The sequence below is a fragment of the Acinetobacter gyllenbergii genome, assembly GCF_001682515.1.
GTDB lineage: Bacteria > Pseudomonadota > Gammaproteobacteria > Pseudomonadales > Moraxellaceae > Acinetobacter > Acinetobacter gyllenbergii.
On the sequence record NZ_KV575263.1, the window covers coordinates 525994 to 547826 of the forward strand.

The following is a 21833-nucleotide window of genomic DNA, read 5'->3' on the forward strand; positions in this document are numbered from 1 at the left end:
TTCAGGGGAGAGCTGAATTTTTGGATTGAATGAGATGCTATGGTCTTATTTCGGTGTCAAAGGCTCTAATAGTTCGATGATTTGTTGTTCCAACTGTTGATCTTTTTTGATCTGTGCATTGCTATAGCTTTGGTCTTGCTGATCTTGAATGGACTTTAGATTTTGTTTGAAAAAGTCTAGTGCTAGTGGATGCTCGTAAATGTTGAGTAAATGAACCAGTTCTTCTTCCTGATAAAATTGTAAGTAAGGTTGGATGAGTCGTTGTATATAGTACTTGTTAAAATCTTGACTGTGCATGAGAGTGAGTAATTGTTGTTCTATTTTATTTTGATAATAGATTTTATCCTCAACTAAATCGCTAGCGGGAATGTTTTGCAGAAGACTCTGGCTATAGCGTTGCGCTAAACGTTTCGTTTGATAGTGCTGAATGGTTTGATCAAATTGACTTGCTTTTAAAACATCAGTTGCTGTTGCCTGAGTTGCAGGCAATGCAAAGCTTGAAGTGCTAATACTCAACAATAAAATATTAAGAATTAAAAACTTAGGGTTTATATTGAACAACATTATAATTCTCTTATCGCTTGTGGATTTTTATAGGTCAGAATATTTCGAAAAATTTGAAGCATGAATTGTTGTTCATCTAAATAATCTGTTAAAAGCTGAGAGAGATGATTTGCAAAATATACTTCTTTTAGAATGTTCTTCTCGATCAATGCTTGTCCTGTTTTTGTTTGATATTGCTCAATAAAGTAGAGCAGACTTTCATTGGAAACATACTGCTGAAGTTGTTTAAATGTGACCTGATCAGGCTGTTCTGGTGAGCGAAAGAGAGGATCATTTTTAAGATAGAGTTCTGCTATTTTTTCAGCAACTTGATATTGTTCTGGCGTAAGTAAACTTGGATCCAGTCTAGGTGCCTGAATATGGTAGAGGACGCGCTGAGTGGCAAGATTGAGATAATACGCTTTTCGAATTTGGTATAACTGTTCAAATGTTTCTTTTGAATGTGTGACTTCAAGGTATTTGCGTATAGTTTCTGGCTGGGCAGGTTTGGCCCAAGTGTTAGTTAAACCGAAAAACAAAAATCCAAGCAAGAAAATCCATGTATATTGAGAATGCATGAGTGCCCATTTAATTATTATTTAAATATGTCATGATTAAATTTAAAAGGAGCATCGATCTGATGCTCCTTTTTTTGATCTTTATGATACAGCAGCGTCAACCACTGGAATCTTACCGATTTTCGCTTGCCAGATTTTTGGTGCTGTTGCATGGATTGATGTTCCATTCACATCAACCGCAACAGAAACAGGCATGTCTTCAACCACGAATTTGTAGATAGCTTCCATACCTAAATCAGCAAAGGCTACGACTTCCGCTTCACGGACTGCTTTAGATACAAGGTAAGCAGCACCACCGACAGCCATCAAGTAAGTTGCTTGATTGTCTTTGATCGCTTCAATTGCAGCAGGACCACGGTCTGCTTTACCAATCATACCGAATAAGCCAGTTGCTTCTAACACTTGACGAGTGAACTTATCCATACGGGTTGCAGTGGTTGGGCCAGCAGGACCAACAACTTCATCGCCCACTGGATCGACTGGACCCACGTAGTAAATGAATTTACCTTTTAAATCGACTGGAAGTTCTTCACCATTGTTTAACATGTCAACCATGCGCTTATGTGCAGCATCACGACCTGTATAAATAGTACCGTTCAATAATAAGGTATCGCCTGGCTTCCAAGCATTCATTTCTTCTTGAGTAATGGTATCTAGGTTGACACGCTTCGATTGAGAAGAATCCCACGTTACGGCAGGGTAGTCTTCAAGTTTTGGTGCTTGAATATGTGCAACGCCAGTACCATCTAATTGGAAGTGGGCGTGACGAGTCGCGGCACAGTTCGGAATCATACCGACTGGCTTACCTGCTGCGTGACATGGATAATCCTTGATTTTAATATCAAGGACTGTGGTTAAACCACCAAGACCCTGTGCACCAATACCCAATGCATTCACTTTCTCGAAGATCTCGATACGGAGTTCTTCCATTTTGCTTTGTGGGCCACGACGAAGTAATTCGTCCATGTTGATTTCTTCCATAAGTGCTTCTTTTGCAAGCATCATGGCTTTTTCAGCAGTACCACCGATACCAATACCGAGCATACCTGGTGGACACCAACCTGCACCCATAGTTGGAACAGTTTTAAGTACCCAATCCACGATTGAATCAGATGGGTTTAACATCGCAAGTTTAGATTTATTTTCTGAACCACCACCCTTTGCTGCAACGGTAATATCAACTTTATTACCAGGAACGAGTTTGTAGTGAATCACGGCAGGGGTGTTATCTTTGGTATTTTTACGACCAAAAGCTGGATCTGCTAAAACCGATGCACGAAGAACGTTTGAGTTCTCTAGATAACCTTGGCGTACACCCTCGTTGACTGCATCATCCAAGCTCATGCTTAAATCAAATTTAACATCTAAGCCGACTTCAAGGAAAACGTTAACAATCCCTGTATCCTGACAGATTGGTCGGTGACCTTCAGCACACATACGTGAGTTGATCAGGATTTGGGCAATAGCATCTTTTGCAGCTTTGTTTTCTTCACGATCGTAAGCACGGCTCATCGCTTGGATGAAGTCTTGTGGGTGATAATAAGAAATAAACTGCAGGGCATCCTTGATTGATGTAATCAAGTCATCTTGTTTGATGATCGTTGTCATATCAAATTTCTCTTGAGCGGGCGATTAGCTGGCGGGCTAAATTATATGACAAAAAGGAATGAATGTGGGAGTTTTAGCTTAGATTTGGCTAAAGGTCTAAAGCGAAGCTTTGATCTAAATCGCAGCAACAAAAGATGCGCTGTGGATTTTAGTTTTTTCTCAGTTGAGATGGGCTATAGCCAAACTGTTTCTTAAAGCGATGGCTAAAATGGCTGCTTGAGCTAAATCCATATTGTACTGCGATCTCTGTCAGATTCGTTGTGGTCTGTTCAAGTGCTTGATGAGCACGTTCAAGACGGCGTTGCATCACATATTGATGCGGTGGCATCTGCATCGATTGTTTAAACATATGCGCAAAATGATATTCGCTGAGTTGCGCTTGCTGAGCCAGATCAGATAAGGTCAGACTCAAATGGAGATGTTGATCAATCCATTCTAATAGCTGTTTGAGAATATAGGGAGAGAGCCCACCTTTGACCTCCGGGGCTTGCCATTGCGCATGACTATAATTTTTAATTAAATGATTGAGTAATAGCGTCGTCGCCGTACTCATTTGCAAATGGTTTTCACGTTCTTGCCATGCACCATTGAGTAAAAAGTGCCGATAGATCATGGAAATTTGTGGGTCAGCCACAAAAATTTGTGGATTTAAAATGATTTGGCTGGGTTCGCGATCCCAGACTTGTTCGGCCACACGTTGTAGGTGTTGTTCGGTGTAATACAGATGTACGAAGGTGAGTGGATCACGGAGATCCCAAGTGGACTCGAAATCTTGTGGCATCAGGCACATACGGTCAGGGCCGCCGCCATTGTGCCAGCCCTGTTGGGTTTTTTGATAGCTTTCATAACCGCCCTGAATATACATGCTCAAGGTATGGTGGTTGCTACAGACGCTGACACGGTCTTGGTTATTGTGCCACATGGCCAACTGCATACCCGAACCCAGTTCTACCGAGTCGAGCAATTGTGCTTTATATTGCTGTAATTGATCTAGAATCTGATATTTCATCTTCTATACGCAGTGCCAAATAAAGTATTTAGTGTAGGACTTTCAGCCAGTTTTGTCATCTGGTCAAAAAATTCTAGAAAAACGCAAATCCATGACAATCACCGCAAGATGGTGCAAGTAATCATGGCCGCAAAAGCAGCAAAATAGTCGTTGAAGTAATTGAGTTTGGTTCTAATGATATGAATGCGCTGTTATATGCGTTGGTTGTGGTGATTTGGGGAACCACATGGATTGCGATTAGCCTGCAACAACAAAGTGGGATATCAGCCAGTGTGGCGGTGTTCTGGCGTTTTTTTATTTCTGCCATGGTGTTATTTGCCTTCGTTGCTTTGAGCCGAAAGTTGCAGAAACTGGCGGCTAAAGATCATCTATTTTGTATGTTACAGGCTTGCTGTATTTTTGGTTTTAACTTCGTCTGTTTTTATTATGCGGTGCAATATATCAGTAGTGGTTTGGAAGCGGTGATCTTCTCCATGGCGGTGATTTTCAATACCATCAACGCTAAGCTCTTCTTTGCCCAGCAAGTATCAACGCGCTTTTATCCTGCGGCATTATTGGGGGTGCTCGGGATTATTGCTTTGTTCTGGCATGACGTGGTGGGCACCACTTTAAACAGCAATACATTGATCGGTATTGGACTATGTATTTTAGGGACTTATGGTTTCTCTTTGGGCAATATGATCAGTACACGGCATCAAAAACATGGCTTGGATATATTTACCACCAATGCCTACGGGATGTTGTATGGTTCACTGCTGATGGCCTTGATCTCATGGTTTAGACAGGATGAGTTTTTCCCAAGCATGCAATTCAGTGCAATCAGTGCTTTACTGTATCTCGCGATCTTTGGTTCGGTGATAGGTTTTACCGCCTATTTTTATTTGGTCGGACGGATTGGTGCAGGTAAAGCGGCCTATAGCACCTTATTATTTCCTTTGGTGGCCTTAGTGATTTCAACAGTATGGGAAGGCTATCACTGGCAAATGAATGCGGTGATCGGAGTCATTTTAATTCTATGCGGGAATGCAATTTTCTTTGTAAAAGGACCGCAAACCAAGAAAATTCAGACATTAAATAAGCCAGAATCTTGTTAAGATTTTGCTCAATAGCTTTAAAAAAAGAATGACTCATAATAGGCAATGACATGGTACAGGAACATCTAGCGCAGCATATTATTGAACTCTACCAGAAGCATGCTCGTGAATGGATTGAATTACGAGGAAAGCTTCTGTCTGAGAGGGTCTGGCTCGATCGTTTTCTCAGTCTGCTGCCAAACTCGGCGCATATTTTGGATTTAGGCTGCGGTTCAGCGCAGCCGATTGCCGCTTATTTTATTGCACAAGGCTATCAGGTAACAGGTGTTGATGCTTCTGAACATATGATCGAAACAGCACGGCAGTCTTTCCCTGAACAGGTCTGGGTGCAGCAAGATTTTCGGGAGTACTTTACTGAACAAAAGTTTCAAGGGATTATTGCGTGGGATAGTTTCTTCCACTTCACCCAAGATGATCAGCGAAAGATGTTTAAACGTTTTGCCGAATATGCACAATCAGGTACTGCTTTAATGTTTAGCAGTGGGCCTGCACAGGGCGAGGCAATTGGTGAACTCGGTGGAGAGCCACTGTACCATGCCAGTCTCTCAGCGGAGGAATATCAGACTTTGCTGCAACACAATGGGTTTAAACTGATTAAAATGATTGCTGAAGATGTTGAATGTACGGGACATACCATCTGGTTGGCTCAATACCACTCATGAAAAAGCCCTTTCAATCTAAAGGGCTTTTTCAATTTCAATCGAATATTGGATTAATCTTGTTGCTTCGCCTGAATCGCAGTCAAGGCAATGGTAAACACAATATCATCGACCAAAGCACCACGAGACAAGTCGTTTACGGGTTTGTTTAAACCTTGCAGCATTGGGCCAACACTCACCACATTGGCAGCACGTTGCACTGCTTTATAGGTGGTGTTACCTGTATTTAAATCTGGGAAGATAAATACATTGGCACGCCCAGCCACTTGCGAGTCTGGTGCTTTTTGGCGGCCAACACTTTCAACCGAAGCAGCATCGTATTGCAATGGACCATCAATCAAGAGGTCAGGACGGCGTTGCTGTGCGATTTTGGTCGCTTCAGCCACTTTCTCAACATCAGCGCCTGTACCCGAAGTACCTGTAGAATAGCTGATCATGGCGATACGTGGATCAAGACCAAAGGCCTTGGCTGAATCTGCCGATTGAATCGCAATCTCAGCAAGTTGTTCTGCATTCGGATCTGGGTTAATCGCACAGTCACCATAGACATAGACTTCATCAGGCAACAACATAAAGAAAATGGATGAGACCAGTGAGTAATTCGGAGCGGTCTTAATCAGCTGGAATGCTGGACGCACGGTATTGGCAGTGGTATGAATTGCCCCAGATACCAAACCATCGACTTGATCGAGTGCCAACATCATGGTGCCGAGTACTACGGTATCTTGCAACTGTGCTTTGGCTTGTAGTGCATCGAGTTTACCTTTACGCAGTTCCACCATCGGTTCGATATATTGATCACGGATGCTATCTGGATCAATGATCTGCAAATCTTCAGGCAACTGAATACCGCGTGCTTTCGCCACTTCGGCAACCGATTCAGGCTTTGCCAATAAAATACACTGTGCAATGCCGCGGGTTTGACAAATCACAGCCGCTTGTACGGTACGTGGCTCATCACCCTCTGGCAGGACGATACGTTTTTTTGCGGAAATGGATTTTTGTACCAACTCGTAACGGAACGCTGAAGGTGATAAGCGTGGATGTAGGTTGTTTTGGGTATGTTGATCGAGCCAATTGCTATCTAAATGACTGGATACGAAACGCGTGACTTGCTCGGCACGCTCAGTATCATCAATGGGAATTTCATTACCAAAGCGATGTAGCAGTTGTGCTGTTTCTAAGGTATCTAAAGGTGTGTGTAAGATCGGGAGCCCTTGCTTAATCGCACTTTGGCAAAATTCCACGACATTACTTGCAGGTGCAGCTTGCTCAGTCAATACTAAACCCGCGAGTGGTGTACCATTGCTGCTGGCAAGACTGGCTGCCAAGATTGCATCGGTACGTTGTGAGGCGCTAATAATCAATTCACCGGCAACGAATTTATGCAGTTCAGACTCGATATTCGAGGCAATTAAACTGGTGTGCAAAATACGCCGTTGTTTCGCTTCACCTTGATGCAACCATGTGCCATTGATGATTGGAGCGATATCTAAACTACGTGGCACGCTCAGAGTATTGCTGAATGGAACAAGTCCGATAATCGGGAGTTCATCAGTTCCCATAAAGCGGTTATAACGTTGTAATTCCAGTGCAAATGCATTGATGTGTTGATCAAGGCGCAGACTTGGATCAAGTGTGACCGGAATTTCAGCCGTACCCTCAGGCAAGCCTTTGGTCCGCATAAACAACACGCCTGTGGTGCGTGCCGAAGCTGCACCACCGAATTGACGTAAATGCGCATCGACTCTTTCTGCTGTTTTACGTGGATCAGCTAAATCTGCGGTGCTGACCAATACCACTTGTGCATCCAGTGCTTGTGCAAGTGCGGCATTGATTTCACTGACAAAATGATCTTGTCCATTCGGTACTAAACCTTCAACGATAATCACATCATGATCAGCTGAAATTTGACGGTGTAGCGCAACCGCCTCCTCAAGTAACTCATCGGTTTCACCCAAGGCAATCAGTTGTGTTAGTCGCTCATAGGTGATTGGCTCAGCAGATTTATGCTGAAATAAATGGCGATAAAGTGTTGTGGTACGGTCAACCGTGGTGTCTGCAATTTGAGAATAGGGTTTTAAAAAACCCGCATTGATCCCTTTGCAATCTAAAGCGTAGATCATACCTAAGCAGGCTGAAGTTAAGCCGACACCTTCACCTGTGGGGATGAGTAAAATCGTATTCATAGTGACCTTAAAATTGTCTAATATTTTGATTAAATCGTATGTTCAAGTACTTGGCGTGTTTCTTTGGCAATACGACCTTCTTCATCAGTTGGAATCACCCAAATTTGTGGACCTGCACCATTGTCGATACGACCTTCTGTGCCACGAGCTAAAGCATTATTTTTCTCTTTGCTAAACTGCAAGCCAAAGTGAGCTAAATAGCCTAAAGTCTTTTCACGGACATAAGCCGAGTTTTCGCCAATACCACCTGTAAAGACTAAACCATCTAAACGTGGTAGACCGCAACTCAAAGCCGATAAAGATTTGGCTAAGCGATAGCAGAACACTTCAATGGCTAGGGTTGCACCTTCATGACCATTTTCAGAGGCTTCAACCAAGGTACGCATATCGTTGGATAAACCTGATAATCCCAATAAGCCACTTTCTTTATTCAGCATGCTGTCAATTTTCTGGATATCCCAACCCAAATTACTGGCAAGGAACAAATGTAAACTTGGATCGACATCGCCGCTACGTGTGCCCATCACCACGCCTTCAAGTGGCGTCATCCCCATTGAGGTATCAACGCTATGACCATTCCAGACGGCACAAGTCGAACTCCCATTACCTAAATGGGCACTCAACCAGCCGCCCTCATTTTTATGGCCTGCCAGTTCACTGGCGCGTTCAGTCACATAAGCATGGCTGGTGCCGTGGAAACCATAGCGACGTACTTGATGCTCGGTATACAGATATTGGGGTAGAGCATAGCGATAAGCACGTTCAGGCATGGTTTGGTGGAAGGCAGTATCAAAGACAGCCACCTGAGGTAATTGAGGGAACAGGCGCATGGTGGCCTCAATCCCAATCAAATGTGCAGGATTGTGCAGTGGTGCAAGAGGTGTTGCTGCTTCAATACGCTCAACCAGTTCAGGTGTAAGCAATTCTGCTTTGGTGATGTCGCCGCCGTGAACGACACGGTGTCCAATCGCTTGCGGGTTATAGTTGGCTAAACGCGCCAATAAAGTTTCAAGCGCTTTGGCATGATCTGCATAGGGAATTGAAAGTTCCAGTGGTTCGCCCCCAAGCGTAATGCCTTTGATACGGGCATCTGCTGCGCCCAGGTTTTCTGCCAAACCGTAAATACGATCTTCACGACGTTCAGAAATGAGTGCGTATTTGATTGATGATGAACCACAGTTAATTACTAATACAGATATAGCCACGTTTGAACACCTAACAGATTTTAAATTTTATGATGAACATCTTGATTTTGCTGCAACGCATGAGGCAGTGGAATCAAGCGCAATGTTTTAACATGGGATGTCGTCTTGGCGAAGATAGACTTTAGCCTATACAACCCGTTTATAATTCAACCTATTCAGTATAGATTGGAAATGCTTGATTCTTTTGATTGATCTGTTGGTTTTATCATTATTTTTGTATGTAAATATATAAAAAACACGATAAAGATCAAATAAATGGCCTTTATCGTGTTTCTGTGTTCAAATGCTCGGTTTGATTATTGGCGGATTTGACCGTCGCCAAATACAATCCATTTTTGCGAGGTTAAACCTTCAAGGCCAACTGGACCACGGGCATGGATTTTATCGGTTGAAATGCCAATTTCTGCACCTAAACCATATTCAAAGCCATCAGCGAAGCGGGTTGAAGCATTAATCATGACTGAGCTTGAATCCACACGCGCTAAGAACTCACGGGCTAGACTAAAGTTTTCGGTAATAATCGCATCGGTATGGTGTGAACCATATTTATTGATATGCTCAATCGCCTCATCCATCCCTGTGACCACTTTGACTGCAAGAATGGGACCGAGATATTCGGTATACCAATCTTCCTCTGTCGCCGTTTTTACAGATACGCCTAAAATACGCTGCGTTTCAGCACAACCACGCAGCTCAACTTGCTTTTCAGCATAGAGTTCAGCAATACGTGGTAAGAACTCTTCCGCAATCGCTTCATCGACCAATAAGGTTTCCATGGCATTGCATACGCCATAACGATGCGTTTTGGCATTGAGGGCAATTGGTAAGGCTTTTTGCAGGTCTGCTTGTGCTTCAACAAAAACATGGCAGTTGCCATCTAAGTGTTTAATCACAGGAATACGTGCTTCATTACTGATGCGTTCAATTAGGCTTTTACCACCGCGTGGCACAATTACATCTACAAATTCAGTCATGGTGATCAGATGGCCGACTGCGGCACGGTCAGGGGTATCGATCACTTGTACGGCATGTTCGGGTAGACCCGAGATTTGTAAGCCATGTTGAATCGCCGTTGCAATCGCCTTATTCGATTCAAGTGCTTCTGAGCCACCACGTAAAATAATGGCATTGCCAGATTTTAAAGCCAATGAGGCTGCTTCAAGTGTCACATTCGGTCTTGATTCATAGATCATTCCGATTACACCCAAAGGTACACGCATTTTTCCAAGCTGAATGCCTGAAGGGCGATAGGCTAAATCAGTAATTTCTCCGATGGGATCAATCAAGGCAATCACATCTTTTAAGCCTTGTAACATGCCTTTAAAACGTGCGGGGGTAAGCTCTAAACGATCGAGCAAAGCATTGTCCAATTGACGTTGACGACCATTGTCCATATCAATTTGATTGGCTGCTAAAATTTGGGCTTGATTATTTTCCAAAGCCGTATAGATTGCAGAGAGGGCATGGTTTTTCAAATGCGTCGACGCGCTCGTTAATATACGAGAGGCTTGACGTGCTTGAGCACCGACCTGTTGCATATAATTTTGAATAGAATCTTGCATAGCAGTTTGAGATTTGCATGTATTTATAAAGATAGTAACAGTCAACGGCTGAACAATGAATAGGCTGAACTGACAATTCAAAAAATTATGAAGCGTTAATTGGCACAAAAGTTTTTATTTTAGTATGACGAAGATATTGAATCTAAAGCTGAGATTACATATTTTGCAAAAGATTAATGTTCTAAACAAGATAAGTGGTTAAGGAAATGATTGCGTATAAAACGTGCATATGTATAGAATGAAAAAGTATAGGATAAATGTAATACAAATTTTATAAATTTGTTAACTTGCAAGTATAAATCGCTGAAAATGAGATTTTTGCAACAAAAAAATAAACAAGGATGGAGGAAGGACATGAATTCCATTATCCAAATGGACTCGGATATAAATCATACCTACACAGGCTTTGGTTTTTTCGACATTTACAATAAAAACAGTTTTAAGCAACCAGCGCGTACGACGTGGATCGATGGTTGGAAAATTGAATATATGGCAATTGCAGATCCGAAAACGATCCACAACACGCCGATTGTAATTGTCGGGGGCGCATTTCAAAATTTTAACTCTTATAAGTATTGTGTTGAGCAACTCTTTGAGAGTGGTCCTGTTATTTTAATCGATTTACCTTCAATGGGTGCGAATCAACAAATTCGCAATGTTGATACAGGTGAGTCTGCTGGCATTTTAGAACTGCCTGATTTATCTAAAATGCTTGGCCAATGGTTGGATATTGTTGGCATTGATAAAGTTTCAGTGATGGGCATGTCATTGGGTTCAGTGGTCGCTTCTTCCTTTGCAGACCAACGCCCTGAGCTGATCGACCGTATGGTATTGATGGGGGTGATGCAGAAGACTCGTAAGAGTTGGCGCATGCTGCTTGAAGAATCACTGCATTTAATGCGTGAAGACCGTATGGAGGAGTTCGGTCAAGCCGTGATTCTTTATTTGGTCAATCATGCCAAACTCGATAAAACTCGGATGTCGCCAACAGCAAAGCGTTTGTTCTTCAGACAGATGGCTGAGTTTAGTGCAACAGAACGTGAGCGTTATGAAATCAACTGCAACCGTTTATTGCGTTTAAGTGATGTTCCTGTACCACAATGTAAAACGTTGGTTGCGGCAGGGCAGTATGACAGCTTTACTTTACCGCATGAAAATGCAGATTTTGCATTGCAGTGTCAGGATATGCAGTTTGCGTTGATTGCCAATGCAGATCATGTGCCGCAACTACAACGCCGTAAAGAAACCATGAATTTGTTTACCACCTTTTTAAAGGGAGAGTCCATCGAAAATCTGGATGGCATTATCTCGATGAGCCGTGAGCAAATGCAGCAGATTGAACGTCGTGGTGAAGAGCGTATTGCGGTATTACAGCCTGAAAGCAAGCTGTCGCATCGCCATCTTGCGACAGAAGCGGATGTGAAGATCGTTGATATCACTTTCTTTGGTGTGTATTTAAAGCTCCACAATATTGAACAGCTTGATTTTATCAATCAACACCCACGTGATTTAGCCCTGCATTTAGCTGATGAAGAAGGTGAGTTTAAAATTGAATGTTTAATCTTTGATGCAACTGAGCAAGGACTGCGCATCTTATTTAAACACGGTAGTTTTGATATTGCAGAGCGTTTGACTCGTTTTATTCAACGCCAGAAGCCAACTGAATAACGGGTAGTCCAAGATTAAAAAAAGTGGCAATTTGCCACTTTTTTGTGTGCCTATTTATTGGTGGCTTGAATCATCCAGACCAAGTCGCCTAAATGTTGCTGCGTATTTTCTAAGGTTACCTGTTCAAAAAATTGCTTTGGCTGTAGGACGTTAACTTGATTAAAACCTGCTTCGTGGAAAAACTGTTCGATTTCGGCAGGGGTTTGAAAATGAAAGCTAAATGCACTACGAGACATCCATTTTAATAAACGACTACTGTTCCAGATAATCGTCGCTAATTTATTTTGGGTAGGTTCTGGGTAAATGTCAGTTAGATAGTGCAATGCTTTAAAGCCTTGACCATAGTTGGCAATCGCTTGAATCAGTTGTTGTAATAATGGTTTTTCAAAGTAATTGATCAGTCCTTCACTGATAATAACCAGTGGACGTTGTGGATCAAATACTTCAAAGGCAGAGGCAAAGGCATCAGTAAACAAGTCGACAGACAGAACTTCATCATTATTGTTTTCAATTTGTTGTAGTGCTGCTTGTTTGGTGGCAGCCATGTCTGGTAAATCCAGTTCACGGTAGCTGATATTTGGATAATGTTGTCTAAACCACCAACCGCGTGGTGATAAGCCACAGGCAATTTCAAGCACTTGTAGATCAGGATGTTGTTCGATCAATTCTTTTAACTGGTTATCGAGCATGCTATGACGTTGTTTAAGCGTGGTGCGCATGCTACCACCGACATATTTTTCTGCCCAGCTTTCAATTGGATGAACTAAGGCTGCCAGCGTTTTCCCTTTTGCGGTTGCCAGTGCTGGATGTGAAATCCCCATTTGATACCAGATATAGCCAGTGTAGTGCGCGGTAAATGAAATATGGCGATGTTTCGAAAGTTGTTGTGTCATCTGTCCTAGACTCTATTTTTCCTAATTGGGATATATAAAATTAATCTCTTTTTTAAAAATTGAGATTTTTCTACCAAATCCGATTTTAGGTTTGTTATTTACTATCGTGGGGCGGCATGGATGCCGACGTTGGGCTGGGATTACAAGGATGTACCCTCAGCCTAACAAAGGATTTTTGCTTACTTTTCATCCCTGAAAAGTAAGTCGAGCCGAAGGCAAAATCCTTCAATCAGATGAGCACTCGGCAAGATTCCATTATGTTAATAAAACGATGAAGAAATCTAAGTAAAGTTAGAACGAATTTTTAAACTCTTCAATGACTTTTCTGACGCTGTGCCAGTTTTCATCGTCTAAGGTCAATGTTGTACCGACCTGAATATTTGGAATTTTGCCGCGCATACGCTCTAAACGTTGTTGATTTGGTAACGCCAACGTTTGGATTCCATCTAAGGCTGTACAGGCAGCTGCACGGTCATTACAGACCAAGCCCATATCACAACCCGCAGTTAAAGCGGCTTGGATACGTGCATCGGCACCACCTGCGACACAGGCAGCCTGCATACTCAAGTCATCTGAGAATAAAACGCCATCAAATTTAAGTTGTTGACGTAAGATTTTTTGTAGCCAGAATGGTGAGAAGCCTGCTGGATTTGGATCAACTTGGTCATAGATCACATGGGCTGGCATTAGCGCATCAAGCTGAGGCATCAACTGGATAAAGCTTTGCATGTCCTTGTCGTAAATTTCCTGGTATGAGCGGCTATCAATTGCTGCTGCAACGTGTGAGTCAGCTTTGACTGAACCATGACCAGGGAAATGTTTGCCTGTGGTGGCCATGCCTGCTTTTTTCATACCACGCATAAAGGCATCCGCTAGTGGCACGATGTCTTGCATATTTTTGGCAAAACCACGATCGCCGATCACATCGCTCACATCATTCAGGTCTAAAACAGGGGCAAAACTAAAATCAATCCCCACTGCGAGGACTTCAATCGCCATTAACCAGCCGCACTGCTCAGCCAGTTCAAGTGCTTGTTGTGGATTGCTGAGGTAGCGTTCGCCTAATCGACCCATGGCAGGAAGTAGAGTAAAACCTTGTCTTAAGCGTTGGACGCGACCACCTTCCTGATCCACCGCAATCAAAATCTCTGGGCGGATTTGACGCATATGATCGGTTAAGGCACGGACTTGTTGAGGGGATTCAATATTTCGTGCAAATAAAATCATGCCGCCGACTTGCGGAGCTTGTAATAGTTCAATATCTTCTTGAGTAAGTTCTGTGCCAGCAATATCCAGCATCAACGCGCCGATCATAAGGATTCCGTTAGATTTTTGATAAAAAATTTGATGAAAAAAACGATAGCTAAATTGTGCAATGATTTGCTACATTTTGTCAGTACAGAATATGATAAAACTACATGATATTGATGATAAGTGCTTGTTGGTCATTTATTTAGGATGACTGATAAGTTTTACATGTTGTGAAGTGCTTGGATGAAATATGTTCATCTTCATCACATCCACATGTGATAATTGCCATATCCAAGGAAGTACCAAAATTTTATGAAACTTCAAATGATAGCGTGTGCAGTTGCAATCGCGACTGGTGGTTTATTTTTCTCTCATACCATGAATGAGGCATTTGCGGCGACTGAGGCACCTGTCGTTTCAACGGTAATCAAGCCATCACAAGAACAGGCCTTGGTTGCACGTCAGTTAGCCACATTGGTTGATCGTCAACATTATTTAAATATGCGCCTAGACGCCACCACTTCAAACCGTATTTTGAATATGTATTTGGATAGTTTGGATCCAGATCATTCATTATTTCTGAGCGGTGAAGTGGAAGATTATCAAAAAAAATATGGGTCAACTTTTGGCAGTTCGTTAAAAGCAGGTAACTTAACGGGACCGTTTCTGATTCATGCACAATATCGTGATCGTTTGAAACAATTCTATGAGTTTATGTTGGCTGAGTTGAAAAAGCCGCAGAACCTGAATCAAAAAGATGTCTATCTCGATACGGATCGTGAAAAAGCGCCGTACTTTCAAACGACGACTGAGCAACAACAACATTGGCAAAAAATGTTGGTTTCTCAGCTCATCAATTTAACCATTAGTAAAGAAGAAGAGCAGGCCAAACAAAAGGCGCTGAAAGCAGATCCATCGCTGGCGAATGGTCAAGATTTAACAGGGCCTGAGGATTTAACCCCTGTTCAAACCTTAACAAAACGTTATACCCGTCAATTAGAGCGTATTGGCCGTGTGAAAAGCGATGACGTGCTGGATAAGACTTTAAATGCGATGTTGGCGACTTATGATCCGCATAGTAACTACTATCCACCGATTGATGCGATGGAGTTGAATCGTCAAACCACCTTGCAACTGGAAGGGATCGGGGTTTCGATTCGTCCAGAACGTGGTAATGAGGATTACACCAAGATCGAAACCATCGTTGAAGGTGGGCCAGCCAGTAAATCAGGTCAGGTAAAATCTGGTGATCGCATCATTGGCGTGGCCCAAGATGGCGAGAAAATGGTGGATGTGATTGGCTGGCCGAGTTCAGAAATCGTAGGATTGATTCGTGGTAAGCGCGGTACCAAAGTGGTGGTACGTTTACTGGGTGCCGGCGCATCGATGAGTCAAGCACGGAATGTGACCTTAACTCGTGACATTATTCAAGAAGAAGATGCGGGAGTGCGTTCACGTACCGTTGAAATCACCCGTGATGGTAAAAAACATCTTTTTGGTGTGATTGAAATCCCATCGTTCTATTTCGACTATCGTTCACGCCGTGCAGGGACTGAATATCGCTCAGTCTCTGAAGATACTGCGAAGGCTCTAGAGTCACTGAAAGCACAAAAAGTTGAAGGGATTCTGGTCGATTTACGTAATGACCCAGGCGGTTCTTTGGAGGAAGTGGCACGTATGCTTGGTCAGGTGATCAAGTCTGGTCCTGTGGTACAAATTCGTGACGGCAACGGTAACGTAAATGTATTTGAAGATACTGATGGTGGTGAGCAAATCTATGCAGGCCCGATGGCTGTTTTAGTGAACTTGGCATCGGCATCTGCAAGTGAGATTTACTCTGCTGCCATTCAGGATTATGAGCGCGGGATTATCATTGGCAGTACCACTACAGGTAAGGGAACAGCACAGGTTCAGTTAGATTCTTTGGCTTATGGTCAGGCAACGTTAACTCAACGTAAGTTCTACCGTATTACGGGTGGAAGTACCCAAAACAAAGGTGTAATTCCAGATATCAAGTTGGTGGATATCTACAACGAAGAGTTTGGTGAGCGTAAAGCGAAAAATGCCTTGAAGTGGGATACCATTCCAACCGCACCATTTAAGCGTGAAGGCTCTGTTCAACCTTATGTGGCAAAACTATCACAGTCGTCTGAGCAACGTGTTGCTGCAGATTCTCAATTTAAATATTTAGAAGCTCGTAAAGCGATTGCCAAGAAAACTTCAGATCAGAAAAAAGTGGTACTCGACATTAATCAACGTCGTGCCGAATTGATTGATCTTGAGAAACAAACCTTGAATGCTGAAAATCAACGCCGTAGTGCAACAGGTTTAGCACCTTATGCCAACTGGGAAAGTTATCAAGCTTCGATTGATGCCTTGGTGGAGTCGCGTGCCAAAATGAAAGCACATTTACGTCCGCCATTGCCTGAAGAAGAAACCTTCATCAATGAAGCAGCAAATGTCTTGTTAGATTACTCGAAGTTACAGTCTCGTTAATTACTACAGTGTTCTCGTCATCAAAAAGCCCTGTGTGATACAGGGCTTTTTGATGAGTGTTTTTATTGTATTTAGTTGACCCGAATCCAGATTTGACTGCGCCCCAATACTGAGACACCGACATAACCACGTAAGTGCAGACGTTGTCCATTAGAACTCAGTTTTGCTGTCAGGCTATAGACACGACCACTATTGGGATCCAAGATTTTCCCGCCCGTATAGGTGAGGTCTTTTTTATGTTTCAACTTGGTGATGGCATTCAAACCCAGAATTGGTTTGTTGGTATAAGGTGCAGGGCAGCTTGTACACAGTTCTTTGGGGGTATAGCCAGTACGTGGGGTAATCTTGATAATTTTACCTGTATAGGAACCATCGGCTTCTTGTGTGATTTCAACTTGTCCTTTAGGTGCACCGGTCACATCGTCCACACTTTGCCAGATCCCGCTAATATCTTGAGCAAAAGCAAAATGACTTAAGGTAAAAAGAAAGAAAAAAGAAATCAGTTTTTGCAAAATGTTCATGTTCAAGCCCCCTAGTTGCCATGATGTCTTGCTATTATTTCGGATTTCTAATTACAGATTCAATCATTATTTTACAGTTGTAAATTATTAATCATTGAAGTTTCAATCAATTTTTTATGTTTTTAATTGAGAAAAATTTAAATCCGCAGATCTGAAAAAGAGTCGACTTTTAGTGGTTTTAAGCGTTTCTGAATGTGGGCGATAACAGGCGGAACCAGTCTGTGGAATTTACATGACACGTTTATTTTAGTCAGGATATCGTCTAGGCTGAAGTCCAATAACGCGGATCTGCAAAGCGCTCAACCAAGAGATCGAGTAATGCACGTAATGCTGCTGACATTTGTCGGCGTGTATTGTAGACACCATAAATCCCCAGTGTTTGTGGTTGCCATTCAGCTAAAAGTAGGACAAGACGTCCATCATCAATCCCAGGTCGGGCTGCATAAGCAGGTAACATCGCGATACCAGTGCCTTGTAAGGTGGCACTTAAGAGGACGTTAGATTCGTTGGCACTCAGATTGCCACCGACCAGAACTTCTGTAATGCCTTCAGGCCCATTAAATTGCCATAAGCTTTTGTTGAAATGTGTGTAGGGCATGCAATTGTGCAGAGCTAAATCCTCAGGTGTGCGTGGAATCCCGTGCTTTGCTAAATAAGAGGGGGCAGCGCATACCACTGAGGCGCATTTTCCGAGTGGACGTGCAATGAGGTTGGGATCGAGTTCGTTGGTTACACGAATGGCAAGGTCAATGCGCTCTTGAACCAAATTAACGATGCGGTCATTGATGTGTAGATCTACTGAGGTCTTGGGATAACGCAGTAAAAAGTCTGTAATCGCCGGAGTGAGTACATCTTGTGCCAAAGATTGGGAACAGCTCACCCGTAATAAACCGCTTGGCTGTTCATTCAAATCACCTACTGCTGAAGGGATTTCATTGGCAATGTCTAATAATTGACGGCAGCGCAGCAGAGTTGCTTCGCCAGCAGGGGTAAGACTTAAACGTCTGGTTGTCCGATGGAGCAGACGCGCACCTGCCCATTGTTCCATTACGGAAAGATAACGGGTCACCATGGCGCGTGATAGATCTAATGATTCTGCTGCTGCAGTCATACTGCCACGTTCCACAATAGCTATAAATACGAAGCAGGCAGTAACACGATCCATTGAGTGATCCATTAGATGAATTCTATTTGTTCATTTTATGCAACAAATAAGCTCATTTCAAACGGTTTTTAGCGCGATTAAATGAGCATATATTGGTTCTATTCCAATTTTACTTTTAAAAGGAGTAATTCATCATGACTCATTCTCTTTCTATAGATGTTTTTAATCCGGGCCCTGCATCAATTTTTCCAGTATCTTCAGTCCTCATTTCTGGTGAGCGTGAGGCTGTTTTGATTGATGCCCAGTTCCAGCGAAATGATGCAGAAGCTTTGGTTGAAAAGATTAAAGCGGGTGGACGTAAATTAACGACGATCTATATTAGTCATAGCGATCCAGACTATTATTTCGGTCTAGATACACTGCATAAAGCCTTTCCAGAAGCTAAAATTATTGCTTCTGCCCCTACAGTTGCTGCGATTGATGCAACCAAAGAAATTAAACTTGCATACTGGGGACCACAACTTAAGGACAATGTACCGAAAGCGATTCTAGTACCTGAGGTACTCGACGGTGATCGTTTTGAGCTAGAAGGTCATACATTACAAATTATTGGTCTAGATGGTGCGACCCCAGCGCGCAGTTTGGTATGGATTGATTCATTGAAAGCGATTGTTGGTGGTATTCCTGTACAAGCGAATCAACATGTGTGGATGGCAGACACAGCAACATTAAGTTCTCGTCAAAACTGGTTGAAAACGTTAGAACATATTCAATCTTTAAATCCTGAGTTGGTTATACCAGGCCATTACCAACTGAATAGTGATGGTGAGCCACCTTATACGATTCAATCTGTGGCCTTCATGCAAGCGTATTTAGAGCTTTATGAAAAAGAAGTGAATACATCTGAGACGGCTGATGCGCTGATTGCTGCCATGTTGAAGCATTATCCAGATTTAGCAGATCGTTCTTATTTGGAGTTGGGAGCTAAAGTGGTGAAAGGGGAATTACAATGGCCTTAATCAATACCCAAACCAAAGCAGATGATGCTGTTGCGACATTACATTATATTTTCGACCCTTTATGTGGTTGGTGCTATGCCGTAGCGCCTTTGGTCGAAGCGGCACGTCAAGTAGCAGGTTTAAAAATTGAGTTACATGGTGGTGGTATGATGACCGCTGCAAATGGTCGTCGTAAAATGATCACACCCGAGTGGCGTGAATATGTTAAACCTAATGATCTACGTATTGCACAACTCAGTGGGCAAACTTTTGGTGATGCCTACCATGAAATTTTGTTAAATGACATGACCGCAGTACTGGATTCAGAACCACCGACGATTGCGATACTTGCTGCTGAGTCGATTGCCGAGCGTGGTTTAGACATGTTACATCGTTTGCAACAAGCACATTATCTGGAAGGTCGTCGTATTGCCGATTTCTCTGTGTTGGATGACATCGCCATAGAAATGGGCTTAGATGTTCATTTGTTCAAGGCAGCAATGCAAGCGCAAACTGGACTGGCAATCCAACAACATTTTGGCAAGAGTCATGCATTACTTAACCGTATAGGTGGCGGTGGTTTCCCGACATTTATATTGGGTAACGCTAATCGCCAAATTCAGCGTTTAGATAGCACGATTTGGTTGGGTCGACCTGAAGCTTGGCAAGCGCATCTAGAGCAAATGATCAAGCACGGCTCAGGTTAATTTGAATTGGTTTATCGTGTTAAATAAAAAGCTTCTTCATCGCAATATAAGATGAAGAAGCTTTTTTTGACTGGAACCGAGATCAAGAGGATCAGAGAAAAGCGCGTAATATGGCTTTTAGCGGAATTGGTTTTTACTCAGCACGAATCCAGATTTGATTACGACCTAAAGCAGAAACACCTAAATAGCCACGTAAATGCAAACGTTTGCCATTGGCACTGAGTTTGGCCTTCATACTATAAATTTTGCCTGTATTCGGATCTAAAATACGTCCATTGGTATAGTTTAGGCCTTCACTATATTTTAAACCCGTCACCACATCTAAACCCACGATTGGTTTGTTGGTATAAGGCGCAGGACAATCCACACAGGTTTCTTTCGGTGTGTAACCCGTACGTGGTGTAATTTTAACTACTTTGCCTGCATAGGTGCCATTCGCTTCTTTACGAATTTCAACCAATGCTTTAGGCGCCCCCGTTTTGTCATCAATACTTTGCCAGAGCCCCGTAATATCCTCTGCAAAAGTAAAACTGCTCACCGCAGATAAAAGTAACGCACTTAATAATTGTTTGCCCATCATTAAAAATCCTTTTAACGTTTAAGCTTACATTATGGAGGATATCTGACAACTAGTTCAATCTTTATGTGATATTTGTGGCAAATCTTAGGATAAAGAGAGAATGAAAGTCGGAAGCCAAATGGCTGTAAATACGCCATTTACGGCCATGCCAAAGGCAGCATAACGGCCTGTGACAGGACCGCGTTGCCATGCTTGAGCTGTACCAATTGCATGCGCAGCTAAACCTAGTGCCAGACCCGAAGCACGTTCGTCATGAATATGCTTTAAAATCCAAGGCGAGAACGCAGCCCCAATCACCCCTGATAGAATTACAATCAGGGTGACCATCATTAAAGGAGCATGGAGGAGTGTTGCGATGTTCAATGCAATGGGCGTGGTCACAGCACGAGTAGCAAAAGCCATAATGGTGGGTTCCGACATGTGCAGTAAATAGGCCAAGCCCATCGGTAACGCAACTGCACTAATGCTGGCGAAACATAAGATACCAATCATTGATTTAAGCGGCAAATCGTCATAACGCATGGCCGCCAATGGAATGGCCAAAGCAACTGTAACATAGCCAAGCAGGTGGCTAAAAACGTTGTTCACATTATCCATATACTGTTGATATGGAATACCAAAAATGGCTAAGAAAGCGATGACAATAAACATGCCAAAAACAATCAAAGGAATCTGCGGAAATTTTTGATTCAGTGGCTTGGCAAGAAGATAACTAATGAAGGTAATGATGAAGCCATAAATAACCATCGACATAGATCAGCTCCTTATAACCAACGCTTCGCCATTTTGGCATAAATCCATAATGGCAATAATGTGCTAAACGTTAAGATAAATAAAAATGCAGGAATTTCTTTGCCCATATGCACCAACATGATTAATGAGCCTGCGCAAATGGGCAAAAAGGCAAAGCCACTTTCTTTCAATATTTTGTTGTTGGTATCAATCAAACGATTGGAGATTTTTTTAAACCGTCTCCAAATCAATAAGGTGATTAATAAGCTAATCAGTCCCACCAAATTACCCAGTTCAGGATGTCCCAAAGCCTGTGTGATCGCAACAGCCCCTTCACGATAGACAATAATTAAGAAAATCGTGCCAAACCAAGCTGTCCAATCAATATTCTTCATTTTCTTTATTACTCTCGTTTATTTGAACGATGGCTGATCG

At 42.6% G+C, this 21833-nt stretch carries 20 protein-coding genes; 6 read left to right on the top strand and 14 right to left on the bottom strand.

Going from position 1 to position 21833, the window contains the following annotated elements; genetic code table 11:
• Positions 1 to 45: 45 nt before the first annotated feature.
• The 4 genes from NG55_RS11655 to NG55_RS11670 form a co-directional block, all read right to left on the bottom strand.
• Positions 46 to 564, bottom strand: a complete 519-nt coding sequence (locus NG55_RS11655) for a hypothetical protein (RefSeq protein WP_065343321.1) — start codon at positions 562 to 564, stop codon at positions 46 to 48.
• Positions 564 to 1121 carry a hypothetical protein gene (locus tag NG55_RS11660; protein ID WP_065343322.1) on the bottom strand — a complete coding sequence of 186 codons (558 nt, stop codon included), beginning with the start codon at positions 1119 to 1121 and terminating at the stop codon, positions 564 to 566. Before NG55_RS11660 ends, NG55_RS11655 begins: the two co-directional genes overlap by 1 nt.
• Before the next feature lie 81 nt (positions 1122 to 1202).
• The gene (locus NG55_RS11665; protein ID WP_016541508.1) at positions 1203 to 2729 is read right to left on the bottom strand and encodes a fumarate hydratase; all 1527 of its coding nucleotides are present in this window, start codon (positions 2727 to 2729) and stop codon (positions 1203 to 1205) included.
• Between the two features lie 148 nt (positions 2730 to 2877).
• Positions 2878 to 3738, bottom strand: a complete 861-nt coding sequence (locus NG55_RS11670; protein ID WP_065343323.1) for an AraC family transcriptional regulator — start codon at positions 3736 to 3738, stop codon at positions 2878 to 2880.
• 179 nt (positions 3739 to 3917) lie between these two features.
• Here NG55_RS11670 and NG55_RS11675 point away from each other — a divergent pair, with 179 nt between their 5' ends.
• Both NG55_RS11675 and NG55_RS11680 read left to right on the top strand, forming a co-directional pair.
• The gene (locus NG55_RS11675) at positions 3918 to 4832 is read left to right on the top strand and encodes a DMT family transporter (RefSeq protein ID WP_065343324.1); all 915 of its coding nucleotides are present in this window, start codon (positions 3918 to 3920) and stop codon (positions 4830 to 4832) included.
• A 50-nt stretch (positions 4833 to 4882) separates the two neighbouring features.
• Positions 4883 to 5494: a class I SAM-dependent methyltransferase gene (locus tag NG55_RS11680; RefSeq protein ID WP_065343325.1), complete on the top strand. Its 612-nt coding sequence runs from the start codon at positions 4883 to 4885 to the stop codon at positions 5492 to 5494.
• Positions 5495 to 5544: 50 nt separating this feature from the next.
• On the opposite strand, the gene pta is transcribed toward NG55_RS11680, so the two are convergent.
• From pta to NG55_RS11695, 3 genes are all read right to left on the bottom strand, one after another.
• Positions 5545 to 7680 carry a phosphate acetyltransferase gene (gene pta, locus NG55_RS11685; RefSeq protein WP_065343326.1) on the bottom strand — a complete coding sequence of 712 codons (2136 nt, stop codon included), beginning with the start codon at positions 7678 to 7680 and terminating at the stop codon, positions 5545 to 5547.
• A gap of 29 nt (positions 7681 to 7709) precedes the next feature.
• A complete protein-coding gene (locus NG55_RS11690) occupies positions 7710 to 8885 on the bottom strand; it encodes an acetate/propionate family kinase (RefSeq protein ID WP_016541503.1) in 1176 nt (391 codons plus the stop codon).
• A gap of 296 nt (positions 8886 to 9181) precedes the next feature.
• Entirely contained in the window at positions 9182 to 10447 is a 1266-nt protein-coding gene (locus NG55_RS11695) for a glutamate-5-semialdehyde dehydrogenase (RefSeq protein ID WP_023271328.1), read from the bottom strand.
• Positions 10448 to 10801: 354 nt separating this feature from the next.
• Between NG55_RS11695 and NG55_RS11700 the strand changes: the two genes are divergently transcribed.
• The gene (locus tag NG55_RS11700; protein WP_016541500.1) at positions 10802 to 12115 is read left to right on the top strand and encodes an alpha/beta fold hydrolase; all 1314 of its coding nucleotides are present in this window, start codon (positions 10802 to 10804) and stop codon (positions 12113 to 12115) included.
• A gap of 50 nt (positions 12116 to 12165) precedes the next feature.
• Here NG55_RS11700 and NG55_RS11705 read toward each other — a convergent pair whose 3' ends face one another.
• Positions 12166 to 13008, bottom strand: a complete 843-nt coding sequence (locus NG55_RS11705) for a class I SAM-dependent methyltransferase (RefSeq protein ID WP_016541499.1) — start codon at positions 13006 to 13008, stop codon at positions 12166 to 12168.
• A 291-nt stretch (positions 13009 to 13299) separates the two neighbouring features.
• Entirely contained in the window at positions 13300 to 14322 is a 1023-nt protein-coding gene (nagZ, locus tag NG55_RS11710; RefSeq protein ID WP_065343327.1) for a beta-N-acetylhexosaminidase, read from the bottom strand.
• 249 nt (positions 14323 to 14571) lie between these two features.
• On the opposite strand from nagZ, the gene NG55_RS11715 reads away from it, so the two are divergent.
• Positions 14572 to 16755 carry a carboxy terminal-processing peptidase gene (locus NG55_RS11715; protein WP_065343328.1) on the top strand — a complete coding sequence of 728 codons (2184 nt, stop codon included), beginning with the start codon at positions 14572 to 14574 and terminating at the stop codon, positions 16753 to 16755.
• Positions 16756 to 16826: 71 nt separating this feature from the next.
• On the opposite strand, the gene NG55_RS11720 is transcribed toward NG55_RS11715, so the two are convergent.
• Positions 16827 to 17276, bottom strand: a complete 450-nt coding sequence (locus tag NG55_RS11720; protein ID WP_016541496.1) for a DUF2147 domain-containing protein — start codon at positions 17274 to 17276, stop codon at positions 16827 to 16829.
• 262 nt (positions 17277 to 17538) lie between these two features.
• Positions 17539 to 18441: a LysR family transcriptional regulator gene (locus tag NG55_RS11725; RefSeq protein WP_065343329.1), complete on the bottom strand. Its 903-nt coding sequence runs from the start codon at positions 18439 to 18441 to the stop codon at positions 17539 to 17541.
• A 134-nt stretch (positions 18442 to 18575) separates the two neighbouring features.
• On the opposite strand from NG55_RS11725, the gene NG55_RS11730 reads away from it, so the two are divergent.
• The gene (locus NG55_RS11730; RefSeq protein WP_065343330.1) at positions 18576 to 19400 is read left to right on the top strand and encodes an MBL fold metallo-hydrolase; all 825 of its coding nucleotides are present in this window, start codon (positions 18576 to 18578) and stop codon (positions 19398 to 19400) included.
• The gene (locus NG55_RS11735; protein WP_065343331.1) at positions 19391 to 20086 is read left to right on the top strand and encodes a DsbA family protein; all 696 of its coding nucleotides are present in this window, start codon (positions 19391 to 19393) and stop codon (positions 20084 to 20086) included. Before NG55_RS11730 ends, NG55_RS11735 begins: the two co-directional genes overlap by 10 nt.
• 133 nt (positions 20087 to 20219) lie before the next feature.
• Here the strand turns inward: NG55_RS11735 and NG55_RS11740 are convergent, their stop codons facing one another.
• The 3 genes from NG55_RS11740 to NG55_RS11750 form a co-directional block, all read right to left on the bottom strand.
• Entirely contained in the window at positions 20220 to 20663 is a 444-nt protein-coding gene (locus NG55_RS11740; protein ID WP_016541492.1) for a DUF2147 domain-containing protein, read from the bottom strand.
• Between the two features lie 87 nt (positions 20664 to 20750).
• Positions 20751 to 21419, bottom strand: coding sequence for an LrgB family protein (locus NG55_RS11745; protein ID WP_016541491.1), 669 nt, complete (start codon positions 21417 to 21419; stop codon positions 20751 to 20753).
• An 11-nt stretch (positions 21420 to 21430) separates the two neighbouring features.
• Entirely contained in the window at positions 21431 to 21802 is a 372-nt protein-coding gene (locus tag NG55_RS11750) for a hypothetical protein (RefSeq protein ID WP_171257968.1), read from the bottom strand.
• Positions 21803 to 21833 lie beyond the last annotated feature (31 nt).